Here is a 15,801-nt window from a genome sequence, read left to right as displayed (position 1 = left end):
ATTACCGACAAGAAGGGAAAGGGCCTTCCCGAGAGTGGTAAAGGAGAGGCCCTGGAAATACCCCACAGCCCCGAAAAAGAGCCAGTCAGTTGCTTAACTGACTGGCATTACCCCAGAAGGGACCGTTTATGTTGCCAGACAGCGCTACTGATTAAGCGGATTTCTTCGCTTTTTTCTCAGCTTTAGCCGGAGCGGCTTCTTTTTTCGCTGCAGTTTCACCTTCTACATAATCACGACCGTAGTAGGTATCCAGCAGAATCTGTTTCAGCTCGGAGATCAGTGGGTAACGCGGGTTAGCGCCGGTGCACTGGTCATCGAATGCATCTTCAGACAGTTTATCCACATTCGCCAGGAAGTCTGCTTCCTGAACGCCAGCTTCACGGATAGATTTCGGAATACCCAGTTCAGCTTTCAGCGTTTCCAGCCATGCCAGCAGTTTCTCGATCTTAGCAGCAGTACGGTCGCCCGGTGCGCTCAGACCCAGGTGGTCAGCAATTTCAGCATAACGACGGCGAGCCTGCGGACGGTCATACTGGCTGAATGCAGTCTGCTTGGTCGGGTTGTCGTTCGCGTTGTAGCGAATAACGTTACAAATCAGCAGGGCGTTTGCCAGACCGTGCGGAATATGGAACTGGGAACCCAGTTTGTGCGCCATTGAGTGACATACACCCAGGAAGGCGTTCGCAAACGCGATACCCGCGATAGTTGCTGCACTGTGAACACGTTCACGCGCTACCGGATTTTTAGATCCTTCGTGGTAGGACGCTGGCAGATATTCTTTCAGCAGTTTCAGCGCCTGCAGAGCCTGACCATCAGAGAACTCAGATGCCAGTACAGAAACATAAGCTTCCATGGCGTGAGTTACTGCGTCCAGACCACCGAAAGCACACAGAGACTTCGGCATGTCCATAACCAGGTTGGCATCGACAATCGCCATATCCGGGGTCAGCGCATAGTCTGCCAGCGGATATTTCTGACCAGTAGCGTCGTCAGTTACAACCGCAAATGGAGTGACTTCAGAACCTGTACCAGAAGTGGTGGTGACAGCGATCATTTTCGCTTTCACGCCCATTTTCGGGAACTTGTAGATACGTTTACGGATATCCATAAAGCGCAGCGCCAGTTCTTCGAAGTGAGTTTCCGGATGTTCGTACATGACCCACATGATCTTCGCGGCGTCCATCGGGGAACCACCACCCAGCGCGATAATCACGTCTGGTTTGAAGGAGTTTGCCAGTTCTGCACCTTTACGAACGATGCTCAGGGTCGGGTCAGCTTCTACTTCGAAGAAGACTTCAGTTTCAACGCCTGCTGCTTTCAGTACGGAAGTGATCTGATCAGCATAACCATTGTTGAACAGGAAGCGGTCAGTCACGATGAGCGCACGTTTGTGGCCATCAGTAATCACTTCATCCAGCGCGATTGGCAGAGAGCCACGGCGGAAGTAGATAGATTTCGGAAGTTTGTGCCACAACATGTTTTCAGCTCGCTTAGCAACGGTTTTCTTGTTGATCAGGTGTTTCGGACCAACGTTTTCAGAGATGGAGTTACCACCCCAGGAACCACAACCCAGAGTTAGGGAAGGTGCGAGTTTGAAGTTATACAGGTCACCGATACCACCCTGAGAAGCCGGGGTGTTAATCAGGATACGAGCCGTTTTCATTTTCTGACCGAAGTAAGAAACGCGAGCCGGTTGGTTATCCTGGTCAGTGTACAGGCAAGAGGTATGACCGATACCGCCCATAGCTACCAGTTTCTCTGCTTTTTCTACCGCGTCTTCGAAATCTTTAGCGCGGTACATTGCCAGAGTTGGGGACAGTTTTTCATGTGCGAACGGTTCGCTTTCATCAACAACGGTCACTTCACCGATCAGAATCTTGGTGTTTTCTGGTACAGAGAAGCCTGCCAGTTCAGCAATTTTATGGGCTGGCTGACCAACGATAGCCGCGTTCAGCGCACCGTTTTTCAGGATAACGTCCTGAACAGCTTTCAGCTCTTTACCCTGCAACAGATAGCCACCGTGGGTTGCGAAACGTTCACGTACTGCGTCATAAACAGAGTCAACAACAACAACAGACTGTTCAGAAGCACAGATTACGCCGTTGTCGAAGGTTTTGGACATCAGTACAGATGCAACTGCACGTTTGATATCAGCAGTTTCATCGATAACAACTGGAGTGTTGCCCGCGCCTACGCCGATAGCTGGTTTACCGGAGCTGTATGCGGCTTTAACCATGCCCGGACCACCAGTCGCGAGGATCAGGTTGATGTCTGGGTGGTGCATCAGTGCGTTAGACAGTTCAACAGAAGGTTGATCGATCCAGCCGATCAGATCTTTCGGAGCACCGGCAGCGATAGCAGCCTGCAGAACGATATCAGCTGCTTTGTTGGTTGCATCTTTTGCACGCGGGTGCGGGGAGAAGATAATGGCGTTACGGGTCTTCAGGCTGATCAGCGATTTGAAGATAGCAGTTGAAGTCGGGTTAGTGGTCGGAACGATACCGCAAATAATACCGATTGGTTCAGCGATAGTGATGGTACCAAAAGTGTCGTCTTCAGACAGAACACCACAGGTTTTTTCATCTTTATAGGCGTTGTAGATATATTCAGAAGCAAAGTGGTTTTTGATCACTTTATCTTCGACGATACCCATGCCGGATTCGGCAACGGCCATTTTCGCGAGTGGGATTCGAGCATCTGCAGCAGCCAGAGCGGCGGCGCGGAAGATTTTGTCTACTTGCTCTTGAGTGAAACTGGCATATTCACGCTGGGCTTTTTTTACACGCTCTACGAGTGCGTTAAGTTCAGCGACATTAGTAACAGCCATAATGCTCTCCTGATAATGTTAAACTTTTTTAGTAAATCATCTGCTCGAATACGAGAGTATAGTCAGTGCGGTGATGATTTGCTTAACCGATGGAAATCAAAAGCTTACTCGCGCTCACACTCACTGTGATTTACTAAAAGAGTTTAAACATTAGAGTTATTATCTCTAATGCGTCACTTCCAGGTGGCGTAAGCAAGATTACTCACTTCTGGGTACTGATTACGTGATCCAAATCAAAATTTTGCAAAGCTGACACCTTTCAGCATGGCTTTTCGCCATTATAGCTAACAGTTAATAAATTGTAGTATGATTTGTTGGCTACATTAGCATGTTTTGCACAACTAGATAACAATAACGAATGATAGCAATTTTAAGTAGTTAGGAGGTGAAAAATGCTGTCAAAAGGCGTATTGTCAGTGCGTCTTTTCAACCTTATTTATGGCTAACATTATCCGGCTTTTGCTTCGGAGCTAACCGTGATTCAGACCCTTTTTGATTTTCCCGTTTACTTCAAATTTTTCATCGGGTTATTTGCGCTGGTCAACCCGGTAGGGATTATTCCCGTCTTTATCAGCATGACCAGTTATCAGACAGCGGCAGCGCGAAACAAAACGAACCTTACAGCCAACCTGTCTGTGGCCATTATCTTGTGGATCTCGCTTTTTCTCGGCGACACGATTCTACAACTTTTTGGTATATCAATTGATTCATTCCGTATCGCCGGTGGCATCCTGGTGGTGACAATAGCGATGTCGATGATCAGCGGCAAGCTTGGTGAGGATAAACAGAACAAGCAAGAAAAATCAGAAACCGCGGTACGTGAAAGCATTGGTGTGGTGCCATTGGCGTTGCCGTTGATGGCGGGGCCAGGGGCGATCAGTTCTACCATCGTCTGGGGTACGCGTTATCACAGCATTAGCTATCTGTTTGGTTTCTTTGTGGCTATTGCATTGTTCGCTTTATGTTGCTGGGGATTGTTCCGCATGGCACCGTGGCTTGTACGAGTTTTACGCCAGACCGGCATCAACGTGATTACGCGTATTATGGGGCTATTGCTGATGGCATTGGGGATTGAATTTATCGTTACTGGTATTAAGGGGATTTTCCCCGGCCTGCTTAATTAATTCCTTTCAAATGAAACGGAGCTGCCATGCTCCGTTTACTTCGTCATTATTTTTACTTTGTTCCCGCGCAGTTATCAAAAGCAAAAGGAATAGGTAAAAATATTCTTCTCAAATTACAGTTAGTTATAAGGATTTCCCTAACTGCTTCTCCTCACCATCATGTTATTTTCGCCACATCATAATCCTGGGCTTGCTGAAGAATAATTGAAATGATATTAGTAATTCCACTGCCTTTGGTAGAGGAAAGTGCTAAATAATAATCAATTGTTAAATCATTGTGCATTTCACTACTGGAACTGTAATCAGAAAAGAGAGACATGCTTAACCAACCTCTATTTGATTGAATTGAAAGATGTTTGTTAAGGCATGGATGCAAGCTATAGATTCTGATACGGTCAATAAAAGAGAATTGCTTAACAATTTTGCAAAATGTATTGGCGAGTAAGAACCGCATTTGGTACTTTCCGGGCAACCGCCAGGCGATTCTTTATTGGTAATGAGAATAATTAACAATTAAAGATCGTCGCGAAAGAATAATGTGTCTCGACAGGGGAGACACAGTACGAATCGACATAAGGTGATCGTCTGAATCACCAGAATAAATAAAGTCGGTGATAGTAATACGTAACGATAAAGTAACCTGACAGCAGAAAGTCTCCGAGCCTGTGCAGGGTCCCAATCCGGGATTACACATGCTGGTTAATACCAGTAATTATAATGAGGGAGTCCAAAAAACAATGACCAACATCACCAAGAGAAGTTTAGTAGCAGCTGGCGTTCTGGCTGCGCTTATGGCAGGGAATGTCGCGCTGGCAGCTGATGTACCCGCAGGCGTCACACTGGCGGAAAAACAAACGCTGGTACGTAACAATGGTTCAGAAGTTCAGTCATTAGATCCGCACAAAATTGAAGGTGTTCCGGAGTCTAATATCAGCCGAGACCTGTTTGAAGGCTTACTGGTCAGCGATCTTGACGGCCATCCGGCACCTGGCGTCGCTGAATCCTGGGATAATAAAGACGCGAAAGTCTGGACCTTCCATTTGCGTAAAGATGCGAAATGGTCTGATGGCACGCCAGTCACAGCCCAAGACTTTGTGTATAGCTGGCAACGTTCTGTTGATCCGAACACCGCTTCTCCGTATGCCAGTTATCTGCAATATGGGCATATCGCCGGTATTGATGAAATTCTTGAAGGGAAAAAACCGATTACCGATCTCGGCGTGAAAGCTATTGATGATCACACATTAGAAGTCACCTTAAGTGAACCTGTTCCGTACTTCTATAAATTACTTGTTCACCCATCAACTTCACCGGTGCCAAAAGCCGCTATCGAGAAATTCGGCGAAAAATGGACCCAGCCTGGTAATATCGTCACCAACGGTGCCTATACCTTAAAAGATTGGGTCGTAAACGAACGAATCGTTCTTGAACGCAGCCCGACCTACTGGAACAACGCGAAAACCGTTATTAACCAGGTAACCTATTTGCCTATTGCTTCTGAAGTTACCGATGTCAATCGCTACCGTAGTGGTGAAATCGACATGACTTATAACAACATGCCGATCGAATTGTTCCAGAAGCTGAAAAAAGAGATCCCGGACGAAGTTCACGTTGATCCATACCTGTGCACTTACTATTACGAAATTAACAACCAGAAACCGCCATTTAATGACGTGCGTGTGCGTACCGCACTGAAATTGGGTATGGACCGCGATATCATTGTTAATAAAGTGAAAGCGCAGGGCGACATGCCCGCCTATGGTTACACTCCACCATATACTGATGGCGCAAAATTGACTCAGCCGGAATGGTTTGGCTGGAGCCAGGAAAAACGTAACGAAGAAGCGAAAAAACTGCTGGCTGAAGCGGGTTATACCGCAGACAAACCGTTGACCATCAACCTGTTGTATAACACCTCCGATCTGCATAAAAAGCTGGCGATTGCTGCCTCTTCATTGTGGAAGAAAAACATTGGTGTAAACGTCAAACTGGTTAACCAGGAGTGGAAAACGTTCCTCGACACCCGTCACCAGGGCACTTTTGATGTGGCCCGTGCAGGCTGGTGTGCAGACTACAACGAACCAACTTCCTTCCTGAACACCATGCTGTCGAACAGCTCGATGAATACCGCGCATTATAAGAGCCCGGCCTTTGACAGCATTATGGCGGAAACGCTGAAAGCGACTGACGAGGCGCAGCGCACAGCTCTGTACACTAAAGCAGAACAACAGCTGGATAAGGATTCGGCCATTGTTCCTGTTTATTACTACGTGAATGCGCGTTTGGTGAAACCGTGGGTTGGTGGCTATACCGGCAAAGATCCGCTGGATAATACCTACACCCGGAATATGTACATTGTGAAGCACTAATGGCAATACGTGGGGCAGGCGTGTCCTGCTCCACGGTGTCTGATTTTTATCGCATTACAGAAGGCACAGGCCAGAAGGTAGGGCAATGTTAAAATTTATTCTACGTCGCTGTCTGGAAGCGATTCCGACGCTATTTATTCTTATTACTATTTCGTTCTTTATGATGCGCCTCGCGCCGGGCAGTCCTTTTACCGGCGAACGTACTTTACCACCGGAAGTGATGGCCAATATCGAAGCGAAATATCATCTAAATGATCCGATCATGACACAGTATTTCAGCTACCTGAAACAACTGGCGCATGGCGATTTCGGTCCATCGTTTAAATATAAAGATTATTCGGTCAATGACCTGGTTGCATCCAGTTTTCCCGTTTCTGCCAAACTGGGAGCCGCAGCATTTTTTCTTGCGGTAATACTGGGTGTTAGTGCTGGCGTTATTGCCGCATTAAAGCAAAACACCAAATGGGACTATACCGTGATGGGGCTGGCAATGACCGGGGTTGTTATCCCCAGTTTTGTGGTTGCGCCATTATTAGTCATGATATTTGCGATCATTTTGCATTGGCTGCCGGGCGGTGGCTGGAATGGTGGAGCGCTTAAATTCATGATATTGCCAATGGTGGCGTTATCACTCGCCTATATCGCCAGTATTGCGCGTATTACCCGTGGCTCTATGATTGAGGTTTTACACTCCAACTTTATTCGTACTGCCCGGGCGAAAGGGTTACCTATGCGGCGGATCATTTTACGCCACGCATTAAAACCTGCTCTGTTACCCGTGCTCTCCTATATGGGGCCCGCATTTGTCGGCATTATTACCGGTTCTATGGTTATCGAAACCATTTATGGTTTGCCGGGGATTGGGCAATTGTTCGTTAATGGCGCATTGAACCGTGACTATTCCTTAGTGTTAAGTCTGACCATTCTGGTTGGCGCGTTAACCATTTTGTTTAATGCCATTGTCGATGTGCTATATGCGGTTATCGACCCGAAAATCCGTTACTGATACTGGAGCTCGCGATGATGTTAAGTAAGAAAAACAGCGAGACGCTGGAAAATTTCAGTGAAAAGCTGGAGGTCGAAGGGCGCAGCTTGTGGCAGGACGCACGTCGACGTTTTATGCATAACCGTGCGGCGGTTGCCAGTCTGATAGTGCTGGTGCTGATCGCGTTATTTGTCATCCTGGCACCGATGCTTTCGCAGTTTGCCTATGACGATACTGACTGGGCGATGATGTCCAGCGCCCCGGATATGGAGTCCGGTCACTACTTTGGTACTGACTCATCTGGTCGCGACCTGCTTGTGCGCGTTGCGATTGGCGGGCGTATCTCACTCATGGTCGGTGTTGCTGCGGCACTGGTGGCAGTGGTCGTGGGGACACTTTATGGTTCGCTTTCCGGTTATCTGGGCGGTAAAGTGGATTCGGTAATGATGCGTCTGCTGGAAATCCTCAACTCCTTCCCATTCATGTTCTTCGTCATTTTGCTGGTGACCTTTTTCGGTCAAAACATCCTGCTGATTTTCGTGGCGATTGGCATGGTTTCCTGGCTGGATATGGCTCGTATTGTGCGTGGGCAAACCCTGAGTCTGAAGCGCAAAGAGTTTATTGAGGCGGCACAAGTTGGCGGTGTATCGACGCCGGGCATTGTTATTCGCCACATTGTGCCGAACGTACTCGGTGTGGTGGTGGTCTACGCATCGCTATTGGTGCCCAGCATGATCCTCTTTGAATCTTTCCTTAGCTTCCTGGGGTTGGGGACGCAAGAGCCGTTAAGCAGCTGGGGCGCATTGCTGAGTGATGGCGCGAACTCGATGGAAGTCTCTCCATGGTTACTGTTGTTCCCAGCGGGATTCCTCGTGGTGACGCTATTTTGTTTCAACTTTATCGGCGATGGCTTGCGTGATGCCCTCGACCCGAAAGATCGTTAAGGAGTGCAGCCATGAGCGTAATTGAAACTGCAACTGTGCCGCTCGCACAACAACAGGCTGACGCACTGCTGAACGTGAAAGATTTGCGTGTCACCTTTAGTACCCCGGACGGCGACGTCACGGCGGTCAATGATTTGAATTTTTCCCTACGTGCCGGAGAAACGCTGGGCATCGTAGGTGAGTCTGGTTCGGGCAAATCGCAAACCGCATTTGCGTTGATGGGCCTGTTGGCTGCCAACGGACGTATTGGCGGATCGGCAACCTTCAATGGGCGTGAAATCCTCAATTTGCCAGAGCGTGAACTCAATAAACTGCGAGCTGAACAAATCTCAATGATTTTTCAGGACCCAATGACTTCGTTGAATCCCTATATGCGCGTCGGTGAGCAGTTGATGGAAGTGCTGATGCTGCATAAGAACATGAGCAAAGCTGAGGCGTTTGAAGAGTCGGTGCGGATGCTCGATGCGGTAAAAATGCCGGAAGCGCGTAAACGCATGAAAATGTACCCGCACGAATTTTCTGGCGGCATGCGTCAGCGAGTTATGATTGCGATGGCATTGCTATGTCGACCTAAGCTGCTGATTGCGGATGAACCCACTACTGCGCTGGACGTCACCGTACAGGCGCAGATCATGACGCTATTGAATGAACTGAAGCGGGAATTTAATACCGCCATCATTATGATTACCCACGATCTTGGCGTGGTGGCGGGGATCTGCGACAAAGTGCTGGTAATGTACGCCGGGCGCACGATGGAATATGGCAACGCGCGCGATGTCTTTTATCAACCCGTTCATCCTTATTCTATCGGTTTGCTCAACGCGGTGCCGCGTCTCGATGCGGAAGGTGAAACAATGTTGACTATTCCGGGTAATCCGCCAAACCTGCTGCGATTACCGAAAGGTTGCCCGTTCCAGCCACGTTGTCCGCATGCGATGGAAATTTGTAGTAGCGCACCGCCGCTGGAAGAGTTTACGCCTGGCCGTCTGCGTGCTTGCTTTAAACCGGTGGAGGAACTGTTATGAATGCTGTAACCGAAGGAAGAAAAGTCCTCCTCGAAATCGCCGATCTGAAAGTGCATTTTGAAATCAAAGATGGCAAGCAGTGGTTCTGGCAACCGCCGAAAACGCTCAAAGCCGTCGATGGTGTCACGCTTCGCCTGTATGAAGGGGAAACATTAGGTGTGGTAGGGGAATCGGGATGCGGTAAGTCCACCTTTGCTCGCGCCATCATCGGTTTGGTCAAGGCGACCGACGGTCATGTTGCCTGGTTAGGTAAAGAGTTGCTGGGCATGAAGCCCGATGAATGGCGTGCCGTTCGCAGTGATATTCAGATGATTTTCCAGGATCCGTTGGCATCGCTGAACCCGCGTATGACCATCGGCGAGATCATCGCTGAACCACTGCGTACTTATCATCCGAAAATGTCACGCCAGGAAGTTCGCGAGCGCGTGAAGGCGATGATGCTGAAAGTCGGGTTATTGCCTAACCTGATTAACCGCTATCCGCATGAGTTCTCTGGTGGGCAGTGCCAGCGTATCGGGATTGCACGTGCACTTATTCTTGAACCGAAGCTGATTATCTGTGATGAGCCGGTGTCGGCGCTGGATGTGTCAATTCAGGCGCAGGTGGTCAACCTGCTCCAGCAGTTACAACGTGAGATGGGATTGTCATTAATTTTTATCGCTCACGACCTGGCCGTGGTAAAACACATTTCCGATCGTGTGTTAGTGATGTATCTCGGCCATGCGGTAGAACTGGGGACCTATGATGAGGTCTACCACAATCCACTACATCCTTACACCAGGGCATTGATGTCGGCAGTCCCCATACCTGATCCGGATCTGGAGAAGAACAAAACCATCCAGTTACTGGAAGGGGAATTACCGTCGCCGATCAACCCGCCTTCCGGTTGTGTTTTCCGTACCCGTTGTCCGATTGCCGGTCCGGAGTGTGCCAAAACACGTCCTGTGCTGGAGGGGAGTTTCAGACACGCCGTGTCTTGCCTGAAAGTCGATCCGCTTTAAACACAATAAGGGCTGACAGTTGTCAGCCCTTTTTCACTCCAAAAGCGATTATTTATTCCCGCCAGATGATATGGCAAAGTTTGTGATCTTTTTCGCGGCATAGCAGAATGCGGGCGAAAACATCGTTGATTTCACCATCTTCACTGTCCGCCAGACCAATCACCACTTCGGCAAAAAAGTCCGGGTTCAAATCGAAATCAACATGTTCCTGCCAGTCTTCTGCCGGATCGAATAACTCCGCGCCGCCGCGCTCTTCAAACTGAAGATTGAACAGCAGAACATCAGCTGGATCGAGATTGTCGGCAGCCAGTTCGAGAAAAATATCGTAGGCCTGCTCAAGCGTTTCATCTTCAGTCAGGCGATTGTTTAGATCCATATCCATAGTCACTACCTGTTTAACCTCTGTTGGCGACGTTTTACAGCAACGGGCTGAAGAAGTAAAACAGTCGCTCGGCGACACGTTGCCATAATGGACGTTTTAGCCATAAACGGGCATCGAGCAGACGAGAACGCGAAATATAATCGTCCTGAACGGCGGCGAGGTCTGCACCAAAACCTTTATCGTCGATTGCCAGGGTAATCTCGAAATTTAGCCACAGACTACGCATATCAAGGTTAACGGTGCCAACCAGACTTAGTTCACCATCGACCAGCACGCTCTTGGTATGCAGTAACCCGCCTTCAAACTGATAAATTTTAACCCCAGCGGCCAGCAGTTCCGTAAAGAATGCGCGACTGGCCCAGCCGACCAGCATCGAGTCATTTTTTCGCGGAAGGATAATACTGACATCCACCCCGCGCTGTGCCGCCGTGCAAATCGCATGAAGTAAATCATCGCTTGGCACAAAATAGGGCGTTGTCATGATCAAATATTCACGAGCCGAATAAGCAGCAGTCAATAATGCCTGGTGAATGAGATCTTCCGGAAAGCCGGGGCCAGAAGCAATTGTGTGAATGGTGTGACCGCTGGCCTGCTCAAACGGCATAATATTGACATCTGGTGGCGGCGGCAGAATACGTTTTCCGGTTTCAATCTCCCAGTCGCAGGAATAAATAATCCCCATCGCGGTGGCGATGGGGCCTTCCATACGCGCCATCAGATCAATCCATTGCCCTACGCCCGCATCTTGTTTGAAGTAGCGAGGGTCGACCATATTCATGCTGCCGGTGTACGCGATGTAATTATCGATCATGATCATCTTGCGATGTTGGCGCAGGTCCATACGGCGTAAAAACACACGCATCAGATTGACCTTTAAGGCTTCGACCACTTCAATACCGGCATTACGCATTAGCTCGGGCCACGGGCTGCGGAAAAAAGCCACACTCCCGGCGGAGTCGAGCATCAATCGGCAATGAATACCACGCCGTGCAGCGGCCATTAATGATTCAGCCACCTGGTCCGCCATGCCGCCGGGCTGCCAGATATAAAACACCATCTCAATATTATGGCGCGCGAGCTGGATGTCGCGGATTAACGCCTGCATCACATCATCTGACTCGGTCATCAGTTGCAGCTGATTCCCTTTGACCCCAGCGATCCCCTGACGACGCTCGCAAAGCTTGAATAATGGCGCAGCGACACTGCTATTTTCCTCGGCGAAGATATGCTTACAGGCTTTAAGGTCGTTAAGCCACTTTGCGGTGGAAGGCCACATCGCTCTGGCGCGCTCAGCGCGGCGTTTGCCTAAATGGAGCTCGCCAACAGCAAGATAGGCAATAATTCCGACTAACGGCAGAATGTAAATAATCAACAGCCAGGCCATCGCGGAGGGAACTGCGCGTCGTTTCATTAGAATGCGTAAAGTTACGCCTGCAATGAGCAACCAGTATCCCAGAATGGCCAACCAACTCACCAACGTATAAACGGTTGTCATAGATTAGAAATCCTTTTGAAAGCGCATTGTTATGAGTTTACGCATATGGATTCATCTGGCAAATAAAAACGCGGGAAAAGCACTGGTCAGCGTCGGGGGTGGGGGTATAATGACCATTCTGTTATTGCATAGAGTAGTTAACATGAAGCGGAGTAGAACGGAAGTGGGGCGCTGGCGCATGCAGCGTCAGGCTAGCCGACGTAAATCGCGTTGGCTTGAGGGGCAGTCGCGCCGAAATATGCGTATCCACAGCATCAGGAAGTGCATTCTAAACAAACAGCGTAACTCGTTATTGTTTGCGATCTACAATATCTAAATGTTCTGGGCACCATTGCGGTGCCCAATAAGTTTACTTTTCCGTCTTTAAACTCTATCTTTGCGCCGATTCTTTACTTTCAGCTTTCGTTTCTTGTTCATCGTTATCGCTGAAAATGCCATGACCGGAGTTCAACAACATTGAAACGAGCATATCATTATTAATCTCTTCACCATTTAAAACTCGCGCCAGAATTTCGCTGCCAAACAGTTGTGGTGAGAGAATGATATCCGGATGTACCATCTTAATCTTATTCAGGTTTTTGCTATCACTGACGGCGAGAACTGTTTTGACATCACTGCTCATATCTTTTGCTGAGAGTACAACAAACGCGTTATCTGCATCGTTATCACTCAGCGCCAGAATGGCCCGGCAACGATCGATTCCCGCTTTCTTTAACACTGAACTGTCATTACTGTCACCGGGGATAACATCGGCGTTATCGCCTAAGCGTTGCTCAAGTTGCTTGATATCATCTTCAGGCAAGTTGCTGATAACCGTTACGTTTTGTCCGCGTTGATTCAGTTGCAGAATCGTATTGATGGCGAGAATCGAATGTCCGCAAACAATAAAATGATCTTTACGATGCATTGTATGATTGTTTCCTTTTACAAGTTTGTTGAATCCCCCGCGGATAAGCGGACCAAAAATTGAGGTCATAGAGGTGGCAAAAACGGTAATGCCGGAAATAATGACCGAAATAGTGAACAATCGTGCTGATTCAGAAACAGGGACAATATCGCCATAGCCGACGGTTGACATGGTTTCTATCGAAAAATAGAACGCGGTCATCAAACTTTCTATTCGCGGATTAAAACCTTCGCTTAAATAAAGCGCACCGTAGGTGGAGTAAAACAGTAACGTCGTGAAACTAATAAATGCGAAAATTGTGCCGGCTGCGGCGCTACTGTGGGAGAAGTCTTTGCGCAGTATCAGCAAAAACACCAGCGTAAAAATGCAAAATCCAATACTAAATTTCAGCCAGGGATAAAAATGCAGAGTGTAAATTAGCGCTATCAACAACAAAATGATACTGATTGCCCATGCGAGCTTTGCCCGGAACAGTAAGCCAATGGAGTTCAGGACAAGAAATACGCCGAGCATAAATAGTGGGGCGTTTGCCAGCAAGGAGAGATCCAGCTCTGAAAATGCTTTGATATGGAAAATATCAAGCAAATTGACTGACATACCATAGATTGTTTTAAAAATAAGCAATCCATTTAAAAAGACGGCCAGCGCGAGAATGTCGTGCCGTAGGGTCACCCATAACTTTGTTGCTGTTTGTTTGAATGTAGTCCAGTGACTCACTGATACCTCTGTAACCACAATTTTGTTTAATTATCTCAACGTGCACATTTTCTGAACATACATGCAGCGCGTGAATGTGTTAAACAATAGTAGATGACTTTATCCGCAGTAATCAAAGGTTTTGAGTGAGCAACTCTGCGTCAGGAAAGGGCATTTTCCTGAATATGTTCACATCATATAAAGAAATACAGATAAAGTTATTATCTGCTTGTGGTGGTGAATGCACTGACCGACCTATAAGGAAAGGCCAAACAAGAACACGGTTGCAAAAACCGTGCCCTTAAATATTGAATTTCTATTCAGAACACTTTCTTAAATGGTTTCACTGAAACGTGTTCATAGACTCCTGCCGCTACGTACGGGTCAGCATCGGCCCAGGCCTGAGCTGCTTCCAGCGACTCAAATTCAGCAATAACGGTTGAGCCAGTAAATCCCGCAGCCCCTGGATCGTTACTGTCTACTGCTGGCATTGGACCGGCGGTCAACAAACGACCTTCATCATGCAGTAACTGTAAACGTGCTAAATGTGCCGGACGAACGGAAAGGCGTTTTTCGAGGCTATCAGCTTTGTCTTGAGCGTAAATAACATACAACACAGGCACAACTCCTTGTTCGGGAAAGTTGTAAAGTACGTTATTTGAAAGGGCGAAGATCTGCAACGGAAAGATGATGTCTTTGTTAATACCATGCATAAAGTAAGGTCAATTACGCCAAAAATGACATTTTCACTGATCCTGATCGTCTTGCCTTATTGAATATGATTGCTATTTGCATTTAAAATCGGGGCCTGGTTTTTCTACTGAAATGATTATGACTTCAATGACCCTTGATTTACCTCGCCGCTTCCCCTGGCCGACGTTACTTTCGGTCTGCATTCATGGTGCTGTTGTGGCGGGTTTGCTCTATACCTCGGTACATCAGGTTATTGAACTACCTGCGCCCGCGCAGCCGATTTCTGTCACGATGGTTGCGCCAGCGGATCTCGAACCGCCACAAGCCGTTCAACCACCACCGGAGCCGGTGGTAGAGCCAGAACCGGAACCTGAGCCGATCCCTGAACCGCCAAAAGAAGCTCCGGTGGTCATTGAAAAGCCGAAGCCGAAACCTAAGCCAAAACCGAAGCCGGTGAAAAAGGTGGAGCAGCCAAAACGCGATGTCAAACCCGTAGAGTCGCGTCCGGCATCACCGTTTGAAAATACGGCACCCGCGCGCCCGACATCAAGTACGGCAACGGCTGCAACCAGCAAGCCGGTTACCAGTGTGGCTTCAGGACCACGCGCATTAAGCCGTAATCAGCCGCAGTATCCGGCACGAGCACAGGCATTGCGCATTGAAGGGCAGGTTAAAGTTAAATTTGATGTCACGCCAGATGGTCGCGTGGATAACGTACAAATCCTCTCAGCCAAGCCTGCAAACATGTTTGAGCGTGAGGTGAAAAATGCGATGCGCAGATGGCGTTATGAGCCGGGTAAGCCAGGCAGTGGGATTGTGGTGAATATCCTGTTTAAAATTAACGGCACTACCGAAATTCAGTAAGCATAAAGTCAAAAGCCTCCGACCGGAGGCTTTTGATTATTACTCAACAGGTAAGGCGCGAGGTTTTCCTTCAGGATCAACCGCGACATACTTAAATAATGCTTCTGTCGCTTTATAGCGTTGCCCGATGGGTTCAGACGCGACTTTTTTCACCCACACTTCAATATTAATGCTAACCGATGTCGTCCCTTTCTGGACACAGCGTGCATAGCAGCACACCACATCGCCGACCGCAACCGGCCGCAAGAAAGTCATTCCTTCAACCCGCACAGTCACTACGCGACCGTGGGCAATTTCTTTCGCCAGAATAGCGCCGCCAATATCCATTTGTGACATTAACCAACCACCAAAGATGTCACCATTGGCATTGGTATCGGCGGGCATGGCTAAAGTACGTAAAACAAGATCGCCCTGAGGGACGTTATGTGTTGTAGACATGGTAAAACCGACTTAAAAGGAAAATCACAGGCGCGATGCTACTATGATTTT

17 protein-coding genes are annotated in these 15,801 nt (G+C 48.2%); 10 read left to right on the top strand and 7 right to left on the bottom strand.

All coding sequences use genetic code 11. The features are described from left to right. A partial coding sequence (locus tag ACJHYW_RS22550) for a hypothetical protein (RefSeq protein ID WP_223963258.1) occupies positions 1-97 on the top strand: 97 nt, incomplete at its 5' end. Between the two features lie 54 nt (positions 98-151). Here the strand turns inward: ACJHYW_RS22550 and adhE are convergent. After that, complete coding sequence (gene adhE / locus ACJHYW_RS22545) at positions 152-2,827, bottom strand: bifunctional acetaldehyde-CoA/alcohol dehydrogenase (RefSeq protein WP_000301638.1); 2,676 nt, start codon at positions 2,825-2,827, stop codon at positions 152-154. A gap of 392 nt (positions 2,828-3,219) precedes the next feature. On the opposite strand from adhE, the gene ychE (ACJHYW_RS22540) reads away from it, so the two are divergent. Then, positions 3,220-3,273, top strand: a complete 54-nt coding sequence (gene ychE, locus ACJHYW_RS22540) for a hypothetical protein (protein WP_212735952.1) — start codon at positions 3,220-3,222, stop codon at positions 3,271-3,273. A 30-nt stretch (positions 3,274-3,303) separates the two neighbouring features. Then, entirely contained in the window at positions 3,304-3,951 is a 648-nt protein-coding gene (ychE, locus tag ACJHYW_RS22535) for an NAAT family transporter YchE (RefSeq protein WP_000616773.1), read from the top strand. A 157-nt stretch (positions 3,952-4,108) separates the two neighbouring features. On the opposite strand, the gene ACJHYW_RS22530 is transcribed toward ychE (ACJHYW_RS22535), so the two are convergent. Beyond that, entirely contained in the window at positions 4,109-4,270 is a 162-nt protein-coding gene (locus tag ACJHYW_RS22530; protein ID WP_000051908.1) for a hypothetical protein, read from the bottom strand. Positions 4,271-4,688: 418 nt separating this feature from the next. On the opposite strand from ACJHYW_RS22530, the gene oppA reads away from it, so the two are divergent. From oppA to oppF, 5 genes are all read left to right on the top strand, one after another. Further along, positions 4,689-6,320, top strand: coding sequence for an oligopeptide ABC transporter substrate-binding protein OppA (gene oppA, locus ACJHYW_RS22525; protein WP_000182039.1), 1,632 nt, complete (start codon positions 4,689-4,691; stop codon positions 6,318-6,320). A gap of 85 nt (positions 6,321-6,405) precedes the next feature. Further along, positions 6,406-7,326 (top strand): oligopeptide ABC transporter permease OppB, encoded by a 921-nt coding sequence (gene oppB / locus ACJHYW_RS22520; protein WP_000911112.1) that lies wholly within the window; start codon positions 6,406-6,408, stop codon positions 7,324-7,326. Between the two features lie 14 nt (positions 7,327-7,340). Beyond that, the gene (gene oppC / locus ACJHYW_RS22515; protein ID WP_000979659.1) at positions 7,341-8,249 is read left to right on the top strand and encodes an oligopeptide ABC transporter permease OppC; all 909 of its coding nucleotides are present in this window, start codon (positions 7,341-7,343) and stop codon (positions 8,247-8,249) included. An 11-nt stretch (positions 8,250-8,260) separates the two neighbouring features. Next, the gene (oppD, locus tag ACJHYW_RS22510; RefSeq protein ID WP_000110954.1) at positions 8,261-9,274 is read left to right on the top strand and encodes a murein tripeptide/oligopeptide ABC transporter ATP-binding protein OppD; all 1,014 of its coding nucleotides are present in this window, start codon (positions 8,261-8,263) and stop codon (positions 9,272-9,274) included. Continuing rightward, positions 9,271-10,275, top strand: a complete 1,005-nt coding sequence (gene oppF, locus ACJHYW_RS22505; protein ID WP_000994905.1) for a murein tripeptide/oligopeptide ABC transporter ATP-binding protein OppF — start codon at positions 9,271-9,273, stop codon at positions 10,273-10,275. The genes oppD and oppF overlap by 4 nt, the downstream gene beginning before the upstream one ends. Positions 10,276-10,327: 52 nt before the next feature. Here oppF and ACJHYW_RS22500 read toward each other — a convergent pair whose 3' ends face one another. Next, positions 10,328-10,657, bottom strand: coding sequence for an HI1450 family dsDNA-mimic protein (locus ACJHYW_RS22500; protein ID WP_000366959.1), 330 nt, complete (start codon positions 10,655-10,657; stop codon positions 10,328-10,330). 34 nt (positions 10,658-10,691) lie between these two features. After that, on the bottom strand, positions 10,692-12,152 hold the full coding sequence (gene cls / locus ACJHYW_RS22495; RefSeq protein ID WP_000214516.1) for a cardiolipin synthase: 1,461 nt from the start codon (positions 12,150-12,152) through the stop codon (positions 10,692-10,694). Positions 12,153-12,294: 142 nt separating this feature from the next. Between cls and ACJHYW_RS22490 the strand changes: the two genes are divergently transcribed. Next, on the top strand, positions 12,295-12,468 hold the full coding sequence (locus ACJHYW_RS22490; protein WP_001309467.1) for a YciY family protein: 174 nt from the start codon (positions 12,295-12,297) through the stop codon (positions 12,466-12,468). 54 nt (positions 12,469-12,522) lie between these two features. Here the strand turns inward: ACJHYW_RS22490 and kch are convergent, their stop codons facing one another. Then, positions 12,523-13,776: a voltage-gated potassium channel protein gene (gene kch / locus ACJHYW_RS22485; RefSeq protein ID WP_001361665.1), complete on the bottom strand. Its 1,254-nt coding sequence runs from the start codon at positions 13,774-13,776 to the stop codon at positions 12,523-12,525. A gap of 299 nt (positions 13,777-14,075) precedes the next feature. Continuing rightward, positions 14,076-14,372 carry a YciI family protein gene (locus tag ACJHYW_RS22480; RefSeq protein WP_000967595.1) on the bottom strand — a complete coding sequence of 99 codons (297 nt, stop codon included), beginning with the start codon at positions 14,370-14,372 and terminating at the stop codon, positions 14,076-14,078. A gap of 223 nt (positions 14,373-14,595) precedes the next feature. Here ACJHYW_RS22480 and tonB point away from each other — a divergent pair, with 223 nt between their 5' ends. Then, entirely contained in the window at positions 14,596-15,312 is a 717-nt protein-coding gene (gene tonB, locus ACJHYW_RS22475) for a TonB system transport protein TonB (RefSeq protein ID WP_001357407.1), read from the top strand. A 39-nt stretch (positions 15,313-15,351) separates the two neighbouring features. Here tonB and yciA read toward each other — a convergent pair whose 3' ends face one another. Then, a complete protein-coding gene (gene yciA / locus ACJHYW_RS22470; protein WP_000108160.1) occupies positions 15,352-15,750 on the bottom strand; it encodes an acyl-CoA thioester hydrolase YciA in 399 nt (132 codons plus the stop codon). Between the last annotated feature and the right edge of the window lie 51 nt (positions 15,751-15,801).

The organism is Escherichia sp. WS3063 (assembly GCF_046486595.1).
GTDB lineage: Bacteria > Pseudomonadota > Gammaproteobacteria > Enterobacterales > Enterobacteriaceae > Escherichia > Escherichia coli.
The sequence above is the reverse complement of the archived record's forward strand: the minus strand, read 5'-3'. Positions and strand labels throughout refer to the sequence as shown.